Source organism: Enterococcus caccae ATCC BAA-1240, assembly GCF_000407145.1.
GTDB lineage: Bacteria > Bacillota > Bacilli > Lactobacillales > Enterococcaceae > Enterococcus_L > Enterococcus_L caccae.
Genome location: NZ_KE136472.1, coordinates 361,510 through 378,733 on the forward strand (window position 1 = coordinate 361,510; position 17,224 = coordinate 378,733).

Annotated in this window: 15 protein-coding genes and 3 pseudogenes; 14 read left to right on the plus strand and 4 right to left on the minus strand. The window is 33.8% G+C overall.

The window, feature by feature from the left end; translation table 11 throughout:
• Positions 1-137 precede the first annotated feature (137 nt).
• Both I580_RS17310 and I580_RS17315 read right to left on the minus strand, forming a co-directional pair.
• Positions 138-680 carry a transposase gene (locus I580_RS17310; protein ID WP_051091071.1) on the minus strand — a complete coding sequence of 181 codons (543 nt, stop codon included), beginning with the start codon at positions 678-680 and terminating at the stop codon, positions 138-140.
• A complete protein-coding gene (locus I580_RS17315; protein WP_010773058.1) occupies positions 673-1,449 on the minus strand; it encodes an IS1380 family transposase in 777 nt (258 codons plus the stop codon). Before I580_RS17315 ends, I580_RS17310 begins: the two co-directional genes overlap by 8 nt.
• A gap of 150 nt (positions 1,450-1,599) precedes the next feature.
• Here I580_RS17315 and I580_RS01630 point away from each other — a divergent pair, with 150 nt between their 5' ends.
• The 12 genes and pseudogenes from I580_RS01630 to I580_RS17410 form a co-directional block, all read left to right on the plus strand.
• Positions 1,600-2,436 (plus strand): nucleotide sugar dehydrogenase, encoded by an 837-nt coding sequence (locus tag I580_RS01630; protein ID WP_345917504.1) that lies wholly within the window; start codon positions 1,600-1,602, stop codon positions 2,434-2,436.
• A gap of 321 nt (positions 2,437-2,757) precedes the next feature.
• On the plus strand, positions 2,758-3,186 hold the full coding sequence (locus I580_RS01635; protein ID WP_010773056.1) for a hypothetical protein: 429 nt from the start codon (positions 2,758-2,760) through the stop codon (positions 3,184-3,186).
• 56 nt (positions 3,187-3,242) lie between these two features.
• On the plus strand, positions 3,243-3,650 hold the full coding sequence (locus tag I580_RS01640; RefSeq protein WP_010773055.1) for an RNA polymerase sigma factor: 408 nt from the start codon (positions 3,243-3,245) through the stop codon (positions 3,648-3,650).
• Between the two features lie 15 nt (positions 3,651-3,665).
• A complete protein-coding gene (locus tag I580_RS01645; protein ID WP_010773054.1) occupies positions 3,666-3,851 on the plus strand; it encodes a helix-turn-helix domain-containing protein in 186 nt (61 codons plus the stop codon).
• A 454-nt stretch (positions 3,852-4,305) separates the two neighbouring features.
• Positions 4,306-4,518, plus strand: a complete 213-nt coding sequence (locus I580_RS01650) for a DUF3173 family protein (protein ID WP_010773053.1) — start codon at positions 4,306-4,308, stop codon at positions 4,516-4,518.
• Between the two features lie 42 nt (positions 4,519-4,560).
• Positions 4,561-5,766 carry a site-specific integrase gene (locus tag I580_RS01655; RefSeq protein ID WP_010773052.1) on the plus strand — a complete coding sequence of 402 codons (1,206 nt, stop codon included), beginning with the start codon at positions 4,561-4,563 and terminating at the stop codon, positions 5,764-5,766.
• A 737-nt stretch (positions 5,767-6,503) separates the two neighbouring features.
• Positions 6,504-7,562 carry a D-alanine--D-serine ligase VanE gene (gene vanE / locus I580_RS01660; protein ID WP_010773051.1) on the plus strand — a complete coding sequence of 353 codons (1,059 nt, stop codon included), beginning with the start codon at positions 6,504-6,506 and terminating at the stop codon, positions 7,560-7,562.
• Complete coding sequence (gene vanXY / locus I580_RS01665) at positions 7,534-8,115, plus strand: D,D-carboxypeptidase/D,D-dipeptidase VanXY (RefSeq protein WP_010773050.1); 582 nt, start codon at positions 7,534-7,536, stop codon at positions 8,113-8,115. Before vanE ends, vanXY begins: the two co-directional genes overlap by 29 nt.
• On the plus strand, positions 8,105-10,207 hold the full coding sequence (vanT, locus tag I580_RS01670; RefSeq protein WP_010773049.1) for a membrane-bound serine racemase VanT: 2,103 nt from the start codon (positions 8,105-8,107) through the stop codon (positions 10,205-10,207). The genes vanXY and vanT overlap by 11 nt, the downstream gene beginning before the upstream one ends.
• Positions 10,208-10,274: 67 nt before the next feature.
• Positions 10,275-10,964 (plus strand): VanR-ABDEGLN family response regulator transcription factor, encoded by a 690-nt coding sequence (vanR, locus tag I580_RS01675; RefSeq protein ID WP_010773048.1) that lies wholly within the window; start codon positions 10,275-10,277, stop codon positions 10,962-10,964.
• Positions 10,954-12,027: a sensor histidine kinase gene (locus tag I580_RS01680; RefSeq protein ID WP_010773047.1), complete on the plus strand. Its 1,074-nt coding sequence runs from the start codon at positions 10,954-10,956 to the stop codon at positions 12,025-12,027. Before vanR ends, I580_RS01680 begins: the two co-directional genes overlap by 11 nt.
• Before the next feature lie 394 nt (positions 12,028-12,421).
• Positions 12,422-12,738: pseudogene (locus I580_RS17410) on the plus strand (IS5/IS1182 family transposase); the annotation flags it as partial.
• A 62-nt stretch (positions 12,739-12,800) separates the two neighbouring features.
• Here the strand turns inward: I580_RS17410 and I580_RS17370 are convergent.
• Positions 12,801-12,923 (minus strand): annotated as a pseudogene (locus tag I580_RS17370) (DUF3788 family protein); the annotation flags it as partial.
• Between the two features lie 4 nt (positions 12,924-12,927).
• Here I580_RS17370 and I580_RS17415 point away from each other — a divergent pair.
• A pseudogene (locus I580_RS17415) lies at positions 12,928-13,116 on the plus strand (IS5/IS1182 family transposase); the annotation flags it as partial.
• Positions 13,117-13,154: 38 nt separating this feature from the next.
• Here I580_RS17415 and I580_RS01685 read toward each other — a convergent pair.
• Positions 13,155-14,315, minus strand: a complete 1,161-nt coding sequence (locus I580_RS01685) for a hydroxymethylglutaryl-CoA synthase (RefSeq protein WP_010773046.1) — start codon at positions 14,313-14,315, stop codon at positions 13,155-13,157.
• A 183-nt stretch (positions 14,316-14,498) separates the two neighbouring features.
• Between I580_RS01685 and I580_RS16635 the strand changes: the two genes are divergently transcribed.
• The gene (locus I580_RS16635; RefSeq protein WP_010773045.1) at positions 14,499-16,940 is read left to right on the plus strand and encodes a hydroxymethylglutaryl-CoA reductase, degradative; all 2,442 of its coding nucleotides are present in this window, start codon (positions 14,499-14,501) and stop codon (positions 16,938-16,940) included.
• The last annotated feature ends 284 nt before the right edge of the window (positions 16,941-17,224 follow it).

Genomic DNA, 17,224 nt, shown 5'->3' on the forward strand with positions numbered 1-17,224 from the left:
TCATGGATTGATCTTTTTCTTATGCCTTTTTTGAATCACCTCTACAGAATGAGCTTCTCGAAGGTCATTTCACAAGAAATCGGTCAAAAAAAGAGCGCACAAGGTCCTTGTTCGATCCTTAAAAATTTTCGATTCGATTAATAAAGCGGAAAGGTTTGGATTCGATGGAGAACTTGCCAAAAAAGGCGATCAAAGACATTGGTGCTAGATAAATGGACGGTCACTTTTCGGGTGTGGTTCGTTACTTTTGAAGCCACACGAAACAGCTTGAAGCGAATCGTGGAAATTGTCGCAGTTCGTTCGCTTTTTGGGAAGGTGAAAGCCTTCATCATTTGAATCAGATTATAAGCGATTCCGCTCACCATCATCCAGGTCGCGTTTTGGAAAAATTTCGAATGATTGGTTTTGTCGAAAAAGAAGCCAGTTTTTATTTCTTTGATATCATTTTCCATCACACCGCGATTCTGATACATCTTGTGGACAAATTGAGCCGGGATTTCCTGTAAATTCGTCACGAGAAATTCAGGGCGAAACAAATATTCACCCGCTTCTCGAGTGGATTTGATCACCACATGGTGAGCGTGCTCCCAGGTACTCGCTTGATAAGAAACATTCGACCATTGAATCTCTTGCTTCGTAAAATCAGTGTCGTCAGAATAAAGAATTTGTTCTTCACCCAATTGTTGAAGCTTCGCGTTGGATTTGAGCCGGATCAAATCCAACGCGAAGCTCTTCGCAAAGCTGATACACTTCCGGCGTCGCAAACCCACTATCACCACGGATCAGAAGCTGTCGATCGCCTGTTCCACCACGAAACTGTTTAACGATCGGTCGTAAGAAATCAGCGACACCATTGGATGTATAGACATTACCAGGACGTAGCTGGGCACCTAAAAAGAAGCCGGTCAATCCATCAAAAGCAACCAGCGGGTGATAACCAACGGTTCCGTAATGTCCGTTATAAGCAGTATTTTCTTGTTTGCCAAAGGTATCGGAATGGGTGGAATCGACATCGATCACCATTTCTTGACAGTTCATCTGCTGGACGAATTGATTTCCCAATTGGCGATTCAAAGATTGAAGCCCGTTGAAAGCAGACGCATCCCACCATTGAGTAAAACGAGACATCGTTGGCTGGGAGGCCAATGCGTCTTTAGATAAGGCAAGCGTGAAAACAGGGTCATGACACAAAGAATCACTGACAGAATCAGCTTTATAACCAACGATTGTTTGAAAAAGAAGCTGTTTGAACAAATCAAGCGAAGAGTGAAAACAGTATTTTCGAGGATCAAAAAAGACACAATGTTCTTGCAAAAGTGCATCAAAACCGATGTGGTGAAGAAACTCTTGAACTAATAAAAGACCAGAATCAGAAGATAATTGCCCACCATCATTAGAAATAGAACAATTAGAATTGAATTGTAAGGCATTTTGTTGTAAAGTCGACATAAGGAACACTCCTTTTTTATTGATTGTTTTAGTCGACTTTACAATAACATAGGTGTGTTCTTTTTTGTGCACCCAATAGGTGAAAAGTAAAAAATCTTTTATCCCTTGGCATAGAAGCCTTTAGAAGAGATAAAAGATTTTGTGTGAATTATCCAGGTAAAATCAACAATTCCTATTGGGTACATTAATTATCTTAGAAAAAGATATATAAAAAGTTCAGCATTATTTATCTTTTCTCCAGAGTTTTTAAGAGAAGGAAGTGCAATGTATGATGTACTTAATCCGGAGAGAATTGTTATCGGGGAAAAAACAAAAATTGGTAAAGAAATAGCTGAATTATTCAAAAAGAATACTCTTAAAAAAAATATTCCAGTTTTATACACAAATACTAAAGAAGCTGAAAGTATTAAGCTATTTTCTAATTCCTATCTAGCGTTACGAGTTGCATTTTTTAATGAGATAGATAATTATTTTATTATAGAAAATTTAAGTACTCAAGAAATAATTGATGGTGTATGCTTAGATTCAAGAATAGGTTCTCATTATAATAATCCTTCTTTTGGATATGGAGGTTATTGTTTACCAAAAGATACTAAGCAATTAGAACACATTTTTATTGATAAACCAAGTTCTATTATTGGAAGTATAACTAAATCTAATGATATACGTACATCATTTATTACAAAAAAAATTGTAGAATTAAAACCTAAAATAGTCGGTATATACTTATTAGATTCTAAAAAAAATGCGGATAATTTCAAATCTTCTTCAATACTAGAAATTATAAAAAAATTGCAACAAAATGATATACAAATGATTATCTACGATCCCAATATATCGTTTGAAATATTTAAGGGAGTTAAGGTTATAAAAGATTTTTCTGATTTTTGTATTCAATCTGAAGTGATAGTAACTAATAGGATGGGCAAGGAATTAGAAGTAGTGAGGGATAAAGTGTTCACTAGAGACATTTATCAGAATAATTAAGAGAGCAAATTTTTTTAAATAAAGTAATAACAAAATTAAAAATTTATTTCTCCTTAAAATTTAAAGTAAAACCCAACGTTAGAACCTAATTTATTATATATAATTGCTTTAAATGACGGATGCAACGATGGAAAAGGCATCTGTCTGAGTTTTTAATACAATTCAATAAATGAGACCTCAGACAAGTAGACTGCCTTAGCAGATACTTGTCTTTTTCAATAGTAAAAAATTAATTTTTACAGAAAAAGGAGATTTTTTATGAATATGAATAAAATGCTCCCTTCGAAATTGTTATTAAGATGAAGGGAGGAAAATAGATTTATGTTTGATGAAAGGCAATTCATTTATGAGCAAATGCGTCTAATCATTGATGAAAGAAGGGAGTTGACAAAAATCTATTACGAACTTAAAGAGCGTTTGCAGCATTTAGGTCAAAAGGACTCGAATCCAACAAAAGAAGCAACTTTCACTAATAAGCAAAAGCTTGCAATAGATATAGAAAACCAACAGTATTTCTTAAATAAAAAGAATCAGGTTAATCAGAATATTTATCAAAGAATAGTATCTATTTCAAAAGAGTCGCATGTACCTATGACAAATAGAGAACTCTTTGAACAATTAACTGAAAAATATCATCTATCTGTTAGTTATAACAATTTAACAAATAATATATTATCTAGAATGAATCAGGATTCTAGTTGTAAGGTGGAGCGAGCATATCGAGACTATTGGCAATACCGAATGAAATAAAATGAATTGCTATTCTCTATTTTCATCTCTTCTTAAAATGAAGGAGAGTGAAAAAGATGAGTGGTAAAGCACAATACAGTAATCAAAAAGTTGAGAATCAAATTACTAGTTACTTAAATAAAGTAATCGTTAATGCTGCAAATAACTATTACAATACAAAAAACAGAAGGCAGGAACGGGAGTATCTGATTGATGATATGAATCAAGTTCCAACTGAAAACTATACAATTGAAATGCAAGTACCTAACACAGTTATCGTTGGTATTCCAATTTATATTCAACATAATCGAACTTTTGAATTGCTAACAAGTTTGAAAGAAAAAGAAGCGCTATTCCTTGTGTATCATTATTTTCTAGAATTAAATATTCCTGAAGTGGCTGCCCTATTAAAAATGAAAGTCTCTGGTGTGTATAGCTTACGAAATAGATTGTTAAAAAAAATCAGACGTAATTTTCGTTTATAAAAGGAGGCTGTAAACATGTTAGAAGCGCTAATGAAAGCTGCTCAAGCTGGAGACCCAACTGCTTATCATGAATTATTTCTTCGTTTTTGGCCACTCCTTATTAATCAAGCCAACAGAAAAGGTTACTTTGATCAGGACTGTTTTGACGAGTGTATACAAATTTTTTATCTCTCTATAGACAAATTTAAATTTTTAGAATAAAAAATTTAAATTTGAATAATTTGTGTGATTCGAAACTGTTATTAATAGTGAAGAGGATAAATCTTTTCGCTAAATACACAAGATTTCAATACGAAAATCCTCTAATCTATAAAAGTGTTCTTTGAAAATAGAATACAACTATTAGCCACATTAATCTAGTACCAGCTTGATTGTAATAACGCCATGACTTGATAGCAATCAATTAGCGATAATTTATTATCAATCAACTTAGTTTCTAGTCAATTCTAAGTGCGATGATTTACTAGAGGATAATGATACTTTTTCACAACTGCTCATAGACTGAGGAGAGGTTTTTATGACCTATGGCGGGTGACGCCGCAGCTAATAGATTTTTTGCGATTAGAAATAATCAATTTCTGATGCGTTTATTCTACTCATGTCAATCTAATTTTTAATAGAATTTAAAAAAATTGATATGTGAGGAGGAAATATATTGGAAAAAGAACTTGATGTTATGGTAAGTAGAAGTGATCTTATTGAGATTGGATTCAAACCTACCCAAGCTTCAAATATGTTGAAGAAATCAAAAGAGTATTTAGTAAAAGTGGAAGGAGTAAGTTTTTATGATAATCGACAAATTAATGTTGTACCTGCAAGAATAATTGAAAAACTTTTTCATATTCAAATATCAAAACGAGAGGTATAATTATCATAGACCTATCTCCTTGTACAATGAGGAGAGTTCGTTATGGTAAAAATAAACAATATCTATCAGGATAAGAAAACAAAGAAATGGTTTTTCAGAGCATATTTTGGAACAGATAGTAATGGAAAAAAATTACAAAAAACAAAACGAGGGTTTTCATCACAGAGAGAAGCTAAATTAGCCTACGATAAATTCATGTTAACTCATGGATATAATCAAAGTATTACTAACCAATTGTCTACAAGCAATCAAATAACCTTTGAAGAATTCTACCGTGTTCGTTTTGTTAAATGGTATGAGAAGCAAGTAAAGCGTCAAACCTTTGAAAATGCTCAATTTATCTTTGAACAAAAAATGTCTTACTTTTATTCCTTAAGAGTTAGGGACATAAGTAGTTCTGATATTGAAGATTGGATGTTTGAACTTAGCCAAACTTCTACTAGAAATTCCAGAAAACAAAAAGTCCAAGATACATTATCTAAAAGTTATATTAATCGTATAAGAGGCCATCTAAAAATTATTATGGATCGAGCTGTCCATGAAGGTCTCATTGAAACGAATCCAGTTGATAAAGTTTCTTATTTACCACTAGAAAATAAGAGGGTGGATTTTTGGGAAATTCAAGAATTTAAAAAAGTGATGAACGTTTTTTCTGATAATTCTATACAAGTTAAGCATAGAAAATTAGTGTTTGAATTACTTTTTTATACTGGTCTTAGGATTGGTGAGCTTGAGGCATTGTCTTGGGATAATGTAAACTTTGAAAAAAATCAAATCACAGTTGAAAAAACATTGATTTACGTAAGCAAGGATAATTGGTATTTTTCAACCCCTAAAACAAAAAATGCATATAGAACAATAGGCATTGGCAAAGTACTTTCAAAGAAGTTGTACGAATGGAGTCAATTACAGAGAATGATTGGAAAATTTGAATACGTTATTCAATTAGATGGAACTTTTACACCTCCGTATTCATTTGCAAATTGGCTCAAAGAAGCTGCTATTAAAGCAGAAATAAAACCAATAAAACTTCACTCTTTAAGACATTCCCATGTTGCATTGCTTATTGAACAAAATATTCAACCTTTAGCAATTCAAGAGAGAATGGGGCATTCTAACATTCAGATTACTTTAGGAACTTATGGACACCTATATGCAAAATCTGATAATGAGGTAGTTGAGGCAATCGATGATTTTCAATCTGATGATGTTATTTTGGAAGAAATAGATGAATTTGAATTAGTTTGAGTTTTCCAATTTTCTACCAGAGTAGATAAAAAGGTTATGATATCAATGAAAAAGTACTGATTTTTCCAGTTGAAGATGTACCGCCGATGATTGGAAAACTCAGTAAAAATACGTTCAATCAACAAAAATTCAGGAAAATAAGTCACTATTTTTACTTCCTATTTTCCAAAATTCTACCAAGAGGATGGGACAGAAGTGTTTAATCTCGAGAAATAAGAAGGAATTCACGAAAATTGCTCTTCAAATTTTTGTGAATTTCAGCTTATTTCCGAAGGGATTGCTTCTGCTCCCAACGTTTATACGGATTCCACGTGAGTGGGATATGACTCGAAGAGTTATGTCCCACTCACTTTTTGTTTTCTACCAGAAACTTTTATACGTATGGTTAAATACAGATGTTTTTAAGAGAAAACTTATCATTTAAAAAAAATTGTTGAAAGTTGCTTTTTTCTAGAAAAAGGTATTAAAGACATCTGCTGTAAACACTAGATATGAAAATATTTAATTACATAGTAAAAAAGCTAGGGAATTAATAAAAAAACGAGTATGTATTTTAAACATTGATACCAGTAACATTATTTTGTTGTATTAACCTATATTTAATGACAGTTGAATGATACAAGTTTAATTGAAGTGAATTATCATAAAATCTTAAGAAATTAGAGAGGTTTTATTGATAATTTATTGCTAAATCAAACTTATACTAATTGTATAAATAAATATCGGAGGTAGAGTTAATGAAAACAGTTGCGATTATTTTTGGTGGAATTTCTTCTGAATATGAAGTTTCACTGAAATCTGCTGTAGCGATTATTGAAAACATGGAAACTCTTGATTATAGCGTAATGAAAATAGGGATTACTAAAAAAGGACAGTGGTATTTATTTGAAGGAACAACAGACCAAATAAAGAACGATAACTGGTATTTAGAACTAAATTGTCAAGAAATGATGGTTGATTTCGCAAAAAAAAGGTTTGTATTGAAAAACAGCAAAGAATTTATCAAACCTGATATTTTATTCCCTGTTTTACATGGAGGTTATGGTGAAAACGGTGCTATGCAGGGAGTATTTGAACTGTTAGATATTCCGTATGTAGGTTGTGGTATTGGATCTGCTGCAATTTCAATGAATAAAATAATGCTTCATGAATTTGCCGAAGCCATCGGTGTTAAAAGTACACCTAGTATGATCCTAGAATCTGATAAAGGACTGCAAAAAGTAGATGAGTTTGCGAAAATACATGGATTCCCATTATATGTCAAACCAAATGAAGCAGGGTCATCAAAAGGAATTAGCAAGGTAGTACAAAAAAGTAATTTATATAAAGCAATAGATGAAGCCTCAAAATATGACAGTCGAATTTTAATTCAAAAGGAAGTGAAAGGGGTAGAAATTGGTTGTGGTATTTTAGGGAATGAACAATTGGTCGTTGGAGAATGTGACCAAATTAGTCTTTTGGATGGCTTTTTCGATTATGAAGAGAAATATAATTTAGTGACAGCAGAAATTTTGTTACCAGCTAAACTATCAATAGACAAAAAAGAAGACATCCAGATGAAAGCAAAAAAACTATACAGACTATTAGGATGCAAAGGATTAGCAAGAATCGATTTTTTCTTAACGGATGACGGAGAAATTTTATTAAATGAGATCAATACAATGCCTGGTTTTACAGAGCATTCAAGATTTCCAATGATGATGAACGAGATCGGGATGGACTACAAAGAAATTATAGAAAAACTATTAGTATTGGCGGTGGAAAATCATGAAAAAAAATTATCTACGATTGATTAATGAAGACAATAAAATAAAAGATTCTGAGAGACCACGTCACCTTGTTCAGGCTCCGTTTGCGCAAACGAATGTACTAGTTGATCCTATGGTAGCGATACAGCTAGAAAAACTAATAAAAACAACAGGTCTTGATGGTCAAATTATTACCATTGATGGCTATCGTTCAAAGCAGACGCAACAAGCACTTTGGGACGAGACGATTCAAGAAAAAGGGCTTGAATTTGCGAACAAATATGTGGCAAAGCCTGGATGTAGTGAACATGAGATTGGTTTAGCTGTTGATTTGGGTTTAGCAACAGAAGAAAATGATTTTATTCGACCAAGCTTCACGGATAGTCCTGTTGTTGATAAATTTTTGGAACATATGACAGATTTTGGTTTTATTTTAAGATATCAAAAAGGAAAAGAATCTATTACCAATATAAACTATGAACCATGGCACTTTAGATATGTGGGGACACCCCATAGCTCGATTATAGTACAGCAAAACTGGGTATTAGAAGAATATATTGAATTCATTGAGTCAATAAAAGGAACTGCTTATGAAGCATAGAGCTAATGGCATTGATATATTTCGAATATTCGCTGCTATCATGGTTGTTGCTATCCATACATTCCCTTTTCAATCAATAGCACCTTTTTTAGACGAAGTCATAACGTTGACTGTGTTTCGGGTAGCTGTCCCCTTTTTCTTTATGATTACAGGATATTTTTTGTTAGGAAGATTGTCATTAAATTTTTCGTATAATAATAGTCAGAGAGTGAAAAAATATCTATACAAAATTGGAATGATTTATTTATATTCTATTTTATTGTATTTCCCGTTATCTTTGCTAAATGGCACTATTTCATTAAAAATGAACATACTTTTAAAGGTTCTCATTTTTGATGGTAGCTTTTATCACCTCTGGTACTTTCCAGCTATTATAATTGGAACGATTTTAGTAAGCCTACTGTTACGTAGCGTAGGATTTAAATTAACAGTCGCATTTTCTATATGTCTATATCTAGTCGGACTCGGAGGAGATAGCTGGTACGGGATAGTCAGTCAAATTCCATTACTGAATAAACTTTATTCGTTTATATTTAGTTGGACGGATTATACGCGTTCAGGTCTTTTCTTTGCGCCTATATTTCTTTGCTTAGGCATACTTGTTTATAGAAAGAATAAAAAGTTAACAGCATTAAAGGGATTAAACTTGTTGTTTTATGTGTTTATTATAGGCATGATCATTGAAAGCATATTTCTGCACCGATTTACAAACATCAAACATGATAGTATGTATCTTTTACTACCTTTAGGTATATTCATTTTGTTTTTAATGTTGTTAAAGTGGCAACCAAAACTAAAGGTAAAAGAATCAGCCGATTTAACGTTACTGGTTTATATTATCCATCCATTAGTTATTGTAATTGTCCATTCTATAAGTAATTATATTCCGATATTAAAAAACAGTTTGCTAAATTTCTTGTTAGTAGTCGTGTGTAGCTTTATACTAGCTCAGTTCCTGTTAAACTTAAAAAGAAAACGAAGAGTTAGTAAGCAAAAAATACTATTTGAACGTGCTAGTAAAGAAATATCAGCTAGTGCAATACACCATAATATTAATGAAGTACGAAAGATAATTCCTGAAAATACAAATATTATGGGGGTTGTGAAGGCAAATGCGTACGGTTGTGGCATGGTAGAAGTAGCACATGAGTTAGAAAAAAACGGTATTTCATTTTTCTGCGTAGCTACTATAGAAGAAGCAATTGCATTAAGAAAATCAGGAAATCAAGGAGAAATCTTAATTTTAGGGTATACACATCCCGATCGTATTCATGATATAAAAAAATATGATTTGACCCAATCAATTGTAAGTGAAGAGCATGGAAAAATGTTGAATCTTAAAAAAATACCTATTCGTTGTCATTTACAGGTTGATACTGGGATGCATCGTTTAGGTGTTACACCAAACGTAACAATTATTCAGCAGATGTATCGTTTATCCAATCTCAAAATTGAGGGGATATACTCACACTTAGGTTCTTCAGACTCATTAGAGCTAGAATCAATCGTTCGAACAAATGCTCAAATTTTTTTATTCAATAATATACTAAGTGATTTGAAACAAATGGGCATTTCCTACGGATATACTCATATCCAAAGCAGTTATGGTATTTTAAATTACCCAGAATTAAACTTTGATTTTGTGAGAGTAGGAATTCTCTGTTATGGATTTTTAAGTGACTATAATATACCGACTAAAATCACTATAGATTTACAACCTATAGTGAAGGTAAAAGCATCTTTAATTACAAAAAGAGTTGTAGATGCAGGCGAATATGTTGGGTATGGATTGGGCGCTAAGGTTGAAAAAAGAACAAGAATAGGCGTCGTTAGCATTGGGTATGCGGACGGTATACCTAGAACATTATCCAATGCTAAACTGACGTTAGAGTTTAAAGGACAACCAATAAAACAGATTGGAAATATTTGTATGGATATGATGATTGTTGATTTGACAGAAGTAGAAGATATTTCTGTAAATGATGAATTAATCGTTTTACCTAATATTAGTAAAATAGCTGATGAAGAACAAACAATTACAAATGAGCTATTGAGTCGATTGGGTTCAAGGCTAGGCGTGGGTTTAAGCTGATTGTTAGTAGCTGACATTGTATGGAATACTCCTTATAATTAGGTGAATGAAGAATGGAGGATGTTTAATGGCTAAAATACTAATTTTAGATGATGAAAAAGAAATTGTAAGTCTACTAAGTACGCTACTTTCTAACGAAGGATATGAGGTATATGAAGCTATGTCAGGAAATGAAAGCTTAGATATTATAGAAAAGAATAGGATCGATTTAGCGATACTAGATGTCATGCTTCCTGACATATCAGGATTTGATGTATTGCAAAGAATTAGAGAAAAACAATTTTTTCCTGTGTTAATGTTAACTGCACGTGGTCAGGATATAGATAAAATTAGTGGTCTTTCTATGGGAGCAGATGACTATATTGTTAAGCCGTTCAATCCTTTTGAAGTGTTAGCTAGAGTGAAAACGCAGCTGCGCAGATATCAAACCTACAACTCCCAAGGGATAGAGCAAGTAAATGAATATACTAAAAATGGACTTAATATATCTGTTGATAGTCGGAAAGTATCCTTATACGAGGAAGAAATAAAATTAACACCTATTGAATTCGACATCTTGTGGTACTTGTGTAAAAATGAAGGCCGTGTAGTATCTTCAGAAGAATTATTTGAACAAGTTTGGAAAGAAGATTATCTAGAAAATAATAATACTGTCATGGCGCATATTGCTAGAATTAGAGAAAAGATGCATGAAAAACCAAGACAGCCAAATATTATAAAAACGGTATGGGGAGTAGGTTATACAATTGAAAAATAATCTAACGATGCAGATTACAAAAAAATATTTCTATACAATGATCATAGCAACAACTGTTCTAGTTATCATTCCATTGATGGTTAAAATGTTGCTTTCGCTTAGAGTATGGGACGGTACTGAATTTTTTTATCCAATGCTATATATTTTAAATAGATCATTAGGAATTTGGTTGATTGTTACACCTTTATTTGTTTGGTTGGTAGTGACGTACACGTTCTTTAGAAAAATGATGAGTTATTTAGAAGAAATGATAGTGGCGACTAAGAGTTTAATCGAACAACCAGACGAAAAAATAATACTAAGAAATGAACTATCTGAATTTGAGAACGAAATCAATCACATACGTACAGATAGTTTAGAGAATAAAAAAATGGCAAACGAAGCAGAAAAAAAGAAAAATGATCTTCTTACCTACTTAGCGCATGATTTAAGAACTCCTCTTACAAGCATTATTGGATATATCTCACTGCTTAAAAATGAACAGATATACTCTGATTTGGATTCTACGAAAAGGAAAAAGTATATAGATATTATTTCAGATAAAGCCAGTCGATTAGAATATTTAATCAATGATTTTTTTGAAATTGCAAAAACAGGGTCTAGTAAAAAAGGAATAAACAAAGAAGAGGTAGATTTAAGCTTGATGTTGATACAAATTAGTTCAGAATTTTTACCTCTTTTAAACGAGAAGAAACTCGAGTGGGATTTAAAGATTGAACAAAATATTCATACTAAATTAGATATAAATAAATTTGAAAGAGTGCTAGATAATCTGATTAGGAATGCTATATCTTATTCTCCTAATGAGACAGTAATACAACTAACCTTGGAAAAAATAGATGAGAGAGTAGTATTATCTATAGGAAATATAACCAATAAGGTCTCAGAGGAAGACATGGATTATCTGTTTGAACCATTTTTTAGAGGGGATCAATCGAGAAGTACAAAAACGGGAAATGCTGGTTTAGGATTAGCAATTGCAAAACAAATTATTAATGAACACGGAGGTACCATCGAAGCAGAACTAGAAAATAACTATTTTAAAGTATCAATTAATATATAAGTAGATAAAAATATTTCAAAAAGTTTTGTTAAAAGTGAGGAAAGAGTGTAAGTGTGGGGTGTGGGACAAAAGTAACAATCACTTTTGTTTCACACCCTAAATGCGAATAAGCGGTGGACGCAGAAGCAATCCCGAGAAATAAGCTTGTGTCCCATCCTCCACTTTTTGATTTTAGAGTACATAAAAAGCACGCAAGCTTGTATGATTAAAGTGACAAAACCAAACCAAAAAGGAGCGTGCTTTTATGTCTAAAATGCTACCATCAATCAAACTATTTTATCATTAGAAATGGAAAAATATATTCCAGAAACCGATGTCACTTTTGCAGTGAATGTCTTAGTAGAAGCAATTCTTCAAACACTTTTCAAGAAATTAAAATAACAACTCGGACATCAAGCTAGAAAAAGTTGCTCATTATTTAGAAGCAGAGCTTCATGTGAAAAAGCACAATTAACAGATGAAAAACGAAAAAAAACAACGTTAATTAAAGAGAAGAAGAACATACAAAAATATCTTCGACATGTACAAACTGATTGCCTGCTAAGAAAACAAAAATACGAACGGTATCATCCCCAGTTTCAGAAACGAAACAGTTTCTGAAAAGCCGATACAGATGCCACTTTTTTAAGCATGGAGGACGACTATGTGCGTAACGGACAGCTCAAACCAGGATACACTTTGCAAAGTGCAACAGAAAATCAGTACATCTTGCAAAAAACGTAAAAATGATGTGAGTGGGACATAACTCTTCGAGTCATATCCCACTCACGTGGAATCCGTATAAACGGTGGGAGCAGAAGCAATCCCTTCGGAAATAAGCTGAAATTCACAAAAATTTGAAGAGCAATTTTCGTGAATTCCTTCTTATTTCTCGGGATTAAACACTTCTGTCCCATCCTCCATCTAAAGGCTCAATTGGCGTTCCATCATGTCCATTTACAAGAGAAATAAGGAGCGAAGATTGACATTGACTTAGCGCTCATGGCATTAAATTTAAGAAAATTAGCGAAATACATGGAGAGAAAGGTGTGCATAATACCAAAAACGAGCCCTATTTTGACAATACACATCAAAATAGGGCTCGTTTTCATTTAGAGAAAGGACTATTGTTCCACACTCTTTTATTTTTACTTTTCTTTTCTATAATAACGAATATGATTCTCCGCTTTTTTGATCGAATAAAGAACAGGATCATCAAAAGAGACCGACTGTCCATCTTTCGGTAAGCTTTCGCTAAACACTTTTTCATAATTTTCTATAGAAAGTCGTTCACGCTGGTCTAGCAGTTCTTGATGTTTTACCGTATGAAGCTGGTTTTGATAGCCTTCTACTAAATAACCAGAGAAAAACTCACTAACAGCTCCTGAGCCATAACTGAACAAGCCGATTTTGGCACCCGCTTTTAAAGAAGGACTGTTTTCTAATAAAGAAATCAAGCCTAGATACAATGAACCAGTATATAAATTTCCAACTCGTCGACTATAAGTAATGCTTTCTTCATATTGAGCCATAAGTCGCTCTAGTGTTTTTTCATCCGTTTCATCAGCGATGCTCAACAATGCTTTTTTTCCTATTTTTGTATAAGGAATGTGGAAGCAAAGAGCTTCATAATCTTCTAAAGTCAAGCCGGTTTGCTGTTTATGCTTAGCCCAAACCGTAGCAAATGATTGAAGATAGGTTTCATTTGATAAAGGACCATCTACTAAAGGAAACTCTTCGTAAACAGGTCGCCAGAAATCATAAATATCATTTGTAAAAAACACACTATCATTCTCTAAGACGAGAACACGAGGATCTTTGCTGATCAACAATGCGACAGCACCAGCTCCTTGTGTTGGTTCGCCATCTGAATGTAACCCATAACGAGACAAGTCAGAAGCAACTACTAATACTTTACGATCTGGATGACTCCGTACATAATCTGCCGCCATTTTGATTCCAGCAGTTGCACCGTAGCAAGCTTCTTTAATTTCAAATGAGCGAGCAAAAGGCTGGATCTCTAAGAGATGATGAAGAATCACAGCCGAGGCTTTTGACGAATCATAACCTGATTCTGTTCCGACAATTACCATGTCGATTTGTTCTTTATCAGCTTGGCTTAAAATGGCCTCAGCTGCATTTGCTCCAAATGTAATAATATCTTGACTAACAGGATTAACAGCCATTTGGTCTTGTCCGATACCAATATGAAACTTCATAGGATCAGTATCTCTGGCATTCGCAAGGTCAGTCATATCAAGATATAAATTTGGAACATAAAAAGATAATTTATCAATACCAATGTTCATTAAATCTACTTCCCTTCAAATTAAAGAATCTCCAATAATAAGGTACCATATTTCAGCAGAAAAGTAGTTAAAAAGAAGTCATAGTTTAAGAATGGTTAAAGAATTTTTAATTTTCTTCTATTTCACAAAAGTAATTGCTTTTGATAGAATAAAAATGCTATATTCTCATGAGGGGGTGCTTTTTTGAAAGAAGTTGTTATTATTGATGCAGGACGTTCACCAATCGGCAAGTATAAGGGCAGTTTAAGCTCTGTGTCAGCTGTCGAATTAGGTGAAATAGTGGTCAAAGAAATTATAGATAGAAATAAAATCAATACGAATGATATCAAGCAAGTAATTTTTGGAAATGTATTGCAAGCAGGATTGGGACAAAACCCAGCTCGACAAATCGCTCTAGGTGCAGGGTTACCAGAAACAATACCTGCAATGACCATCAATGAAGTCTGTGGTTCAGGCATGAAAGCAGTGATTTTAGCAGAACAATTGATCCAATTAGGAAAAGCTGAGCTTGTTGTAGCTGGTGGAGTAGAGAGCATGACACAAGCACCAAAAATAAAAAAATATGTAGCAGAATCAAATACATATGACACGTCAACTTCCAGTATGTGGAATGATGGTCTGAAGGATGCATTTACTCAAGAACCAATGGGGGTTACTGCTGAAAAAGTTGCAAAAGAATACAACATAAGCCGCATGGCGCAAGATGAGTTCGCATTAAAATCACAGATTAAAGCCTCAAAAGCTCAAAATACGGGATTATTTGCGCAGGAAATGATTCCTATATCACTAAAATCCGGAGAAGTTGTTACGGAAGATGAAGGAATTGATTCAGAGGCTACATTGAATCAGTTGGGCACATTAAAACCAGCATTTGAGGAGAATGGAACAGTAACTGCTGGGAATTCTTCAACTATCAATGATGGTGCAGCTGTCTTGATTTTAGCTTCAAAAAGTTACGCAATCGAACAAGGATTGCCTTATTTGGCAACAATCAAAGGCTACGCTGAAATTGGTATCGATCCGTCAATTATGGGGGTTTCCCCTGTAAATGCGGTCCGCCAGTTGTTAGAAGACAATCAAATGCAGCTAAACGATATTGATTTGTTTGAAATCAATGAAGCCTTTGCAGCTACATCGCTTGCCGTAGCTAATGAGCTAGCGTTACCTGAAGAAAAAGTGAATATAAAAGGTGGCGGAATAGCGTTAGGACATCCTATAGGTGCCTCTGGTGCGCGCATTATAACGACTTTAGCTCATAGTTTAAAAGCAGAAGGAAAGCAGTATGGTATTGCTTCTCTTTGTGTCGGTGGTGGCTTAGGAGTGGCGATTTTAATTGAATGCCATATTGAACAAAATACGAAGCATAAATTTTATCAGCTTTCTCGAGAAGAACGGTTGCAAAAATTAGAACATGCAGGAATTATTGACAAAAAGAGTAAAAATGATCTATTGCATAATGTTACTTTACCGCCAGATGTTGGAGCTAATTTGATTGAAAATCAAATTAGTGAAGTCAATATACCACTTGGGGTAGCTCAGAATTTTGTTGTTAATGAAACAGAACTTGTCGTACCGATGGCGACAGAAGAACCCTCGGTTATAGCTGCTGCGAGTAATGGCGCTAAAATAGTTAAAGCTGCAGGCGGATTTTCTTCAACTGTTCGTCAACGTTTGATGCGGGGACAAATAGTGTTTTATGAAGTAGAAGATGAAAATGAGTTACGTCTGATGATTGAAAGTAAAGAAAAAGAGATTTTTGAAGCGGCATGTCAAAGCTATCCTTCGATTATGAAGCGAGGTGGCGGTCTGCAAAGTATGTCGATTCGCTGGCTAGATTCATCCCGTTTTTTATCACTTGATTTGTTTATTGATGTTAAAGACGCAATGGGGGCCAATATTGTCAATACGATTTTGGAAGCTGTGGCAGATAGATTACAGCAATGGCTACCAAAAGAGAAAATTTTGTTCAGTATTCTAAGCAACTATTCAACCGAGTCTTTGGTAACAGCAACTTGTGAGATTCCTTTCTCTCTTTTAACTACGGGGGAAATCAACGGCGAGAAAGTAGCGGAAAAAATTGTTCAGGCTTCTGAATTAGCAAATGTAGATCCGTATCGAGCAGCAACACATAATAAGGGAATTATGAATGGAATCGATGCGGTCGTTTTAGCTACAGGGAATGATACTAGAGCGGTCGCTGCTGCTTGTCATGCCTATGCAGTGAAAGATGGCCAGTATCGAGGTTTAAGCAAATGGTGCATGAAAGAAGCAACCTTGGTTGGCACATTGACCATTCCTTTAGCGATTGCAACCGTGGGTGGTGCAACAAATGTTTTGCCCAAAGCTAAAATTGCCCTAGAGATGCTAAAAGCCGATTCAGCTATTTCTTTGATGGAGATAATATCAGCTGTGGGACTTGCTCAAAATTTAGCAGCGCTCAAAGCATTGGTAACAGAAGGCATTCAAAAAGGACATATGTCAATGCAAAGTCGCTCACTTGCTTTGACTATTGGCGCTACAGGAGATGAAGTTGAGAAAGTAACAGCGTTATTAAAAAAACAAAAACCCATGAATCAAGAAACTGCTAGAGCGATTTTAAAGGAAATAAGATCAGCTAATATATAAAGAAGCTTAATGATGAATCATTAGTTTTACTATTCCACGTATTTTCAACGAATGCGCTATCTTTTTGACTGAAACATGAATTTTTTTCGAAACTTTCCAATCTTTTGAGTCAAGTGCAAGATTTTCCGGCATACTTATGGTAAAATAAACTCAACTTATAGAAGGTTAAACGCGATTTTTAGAGGAAAAAGGAAGGTGAAGCTATGGCGCAACATCAAAATATATGCAGTAACATTCTAAAATTCATAGTATTATCCCATCCAGAATACTTTACGAGCTTAAAA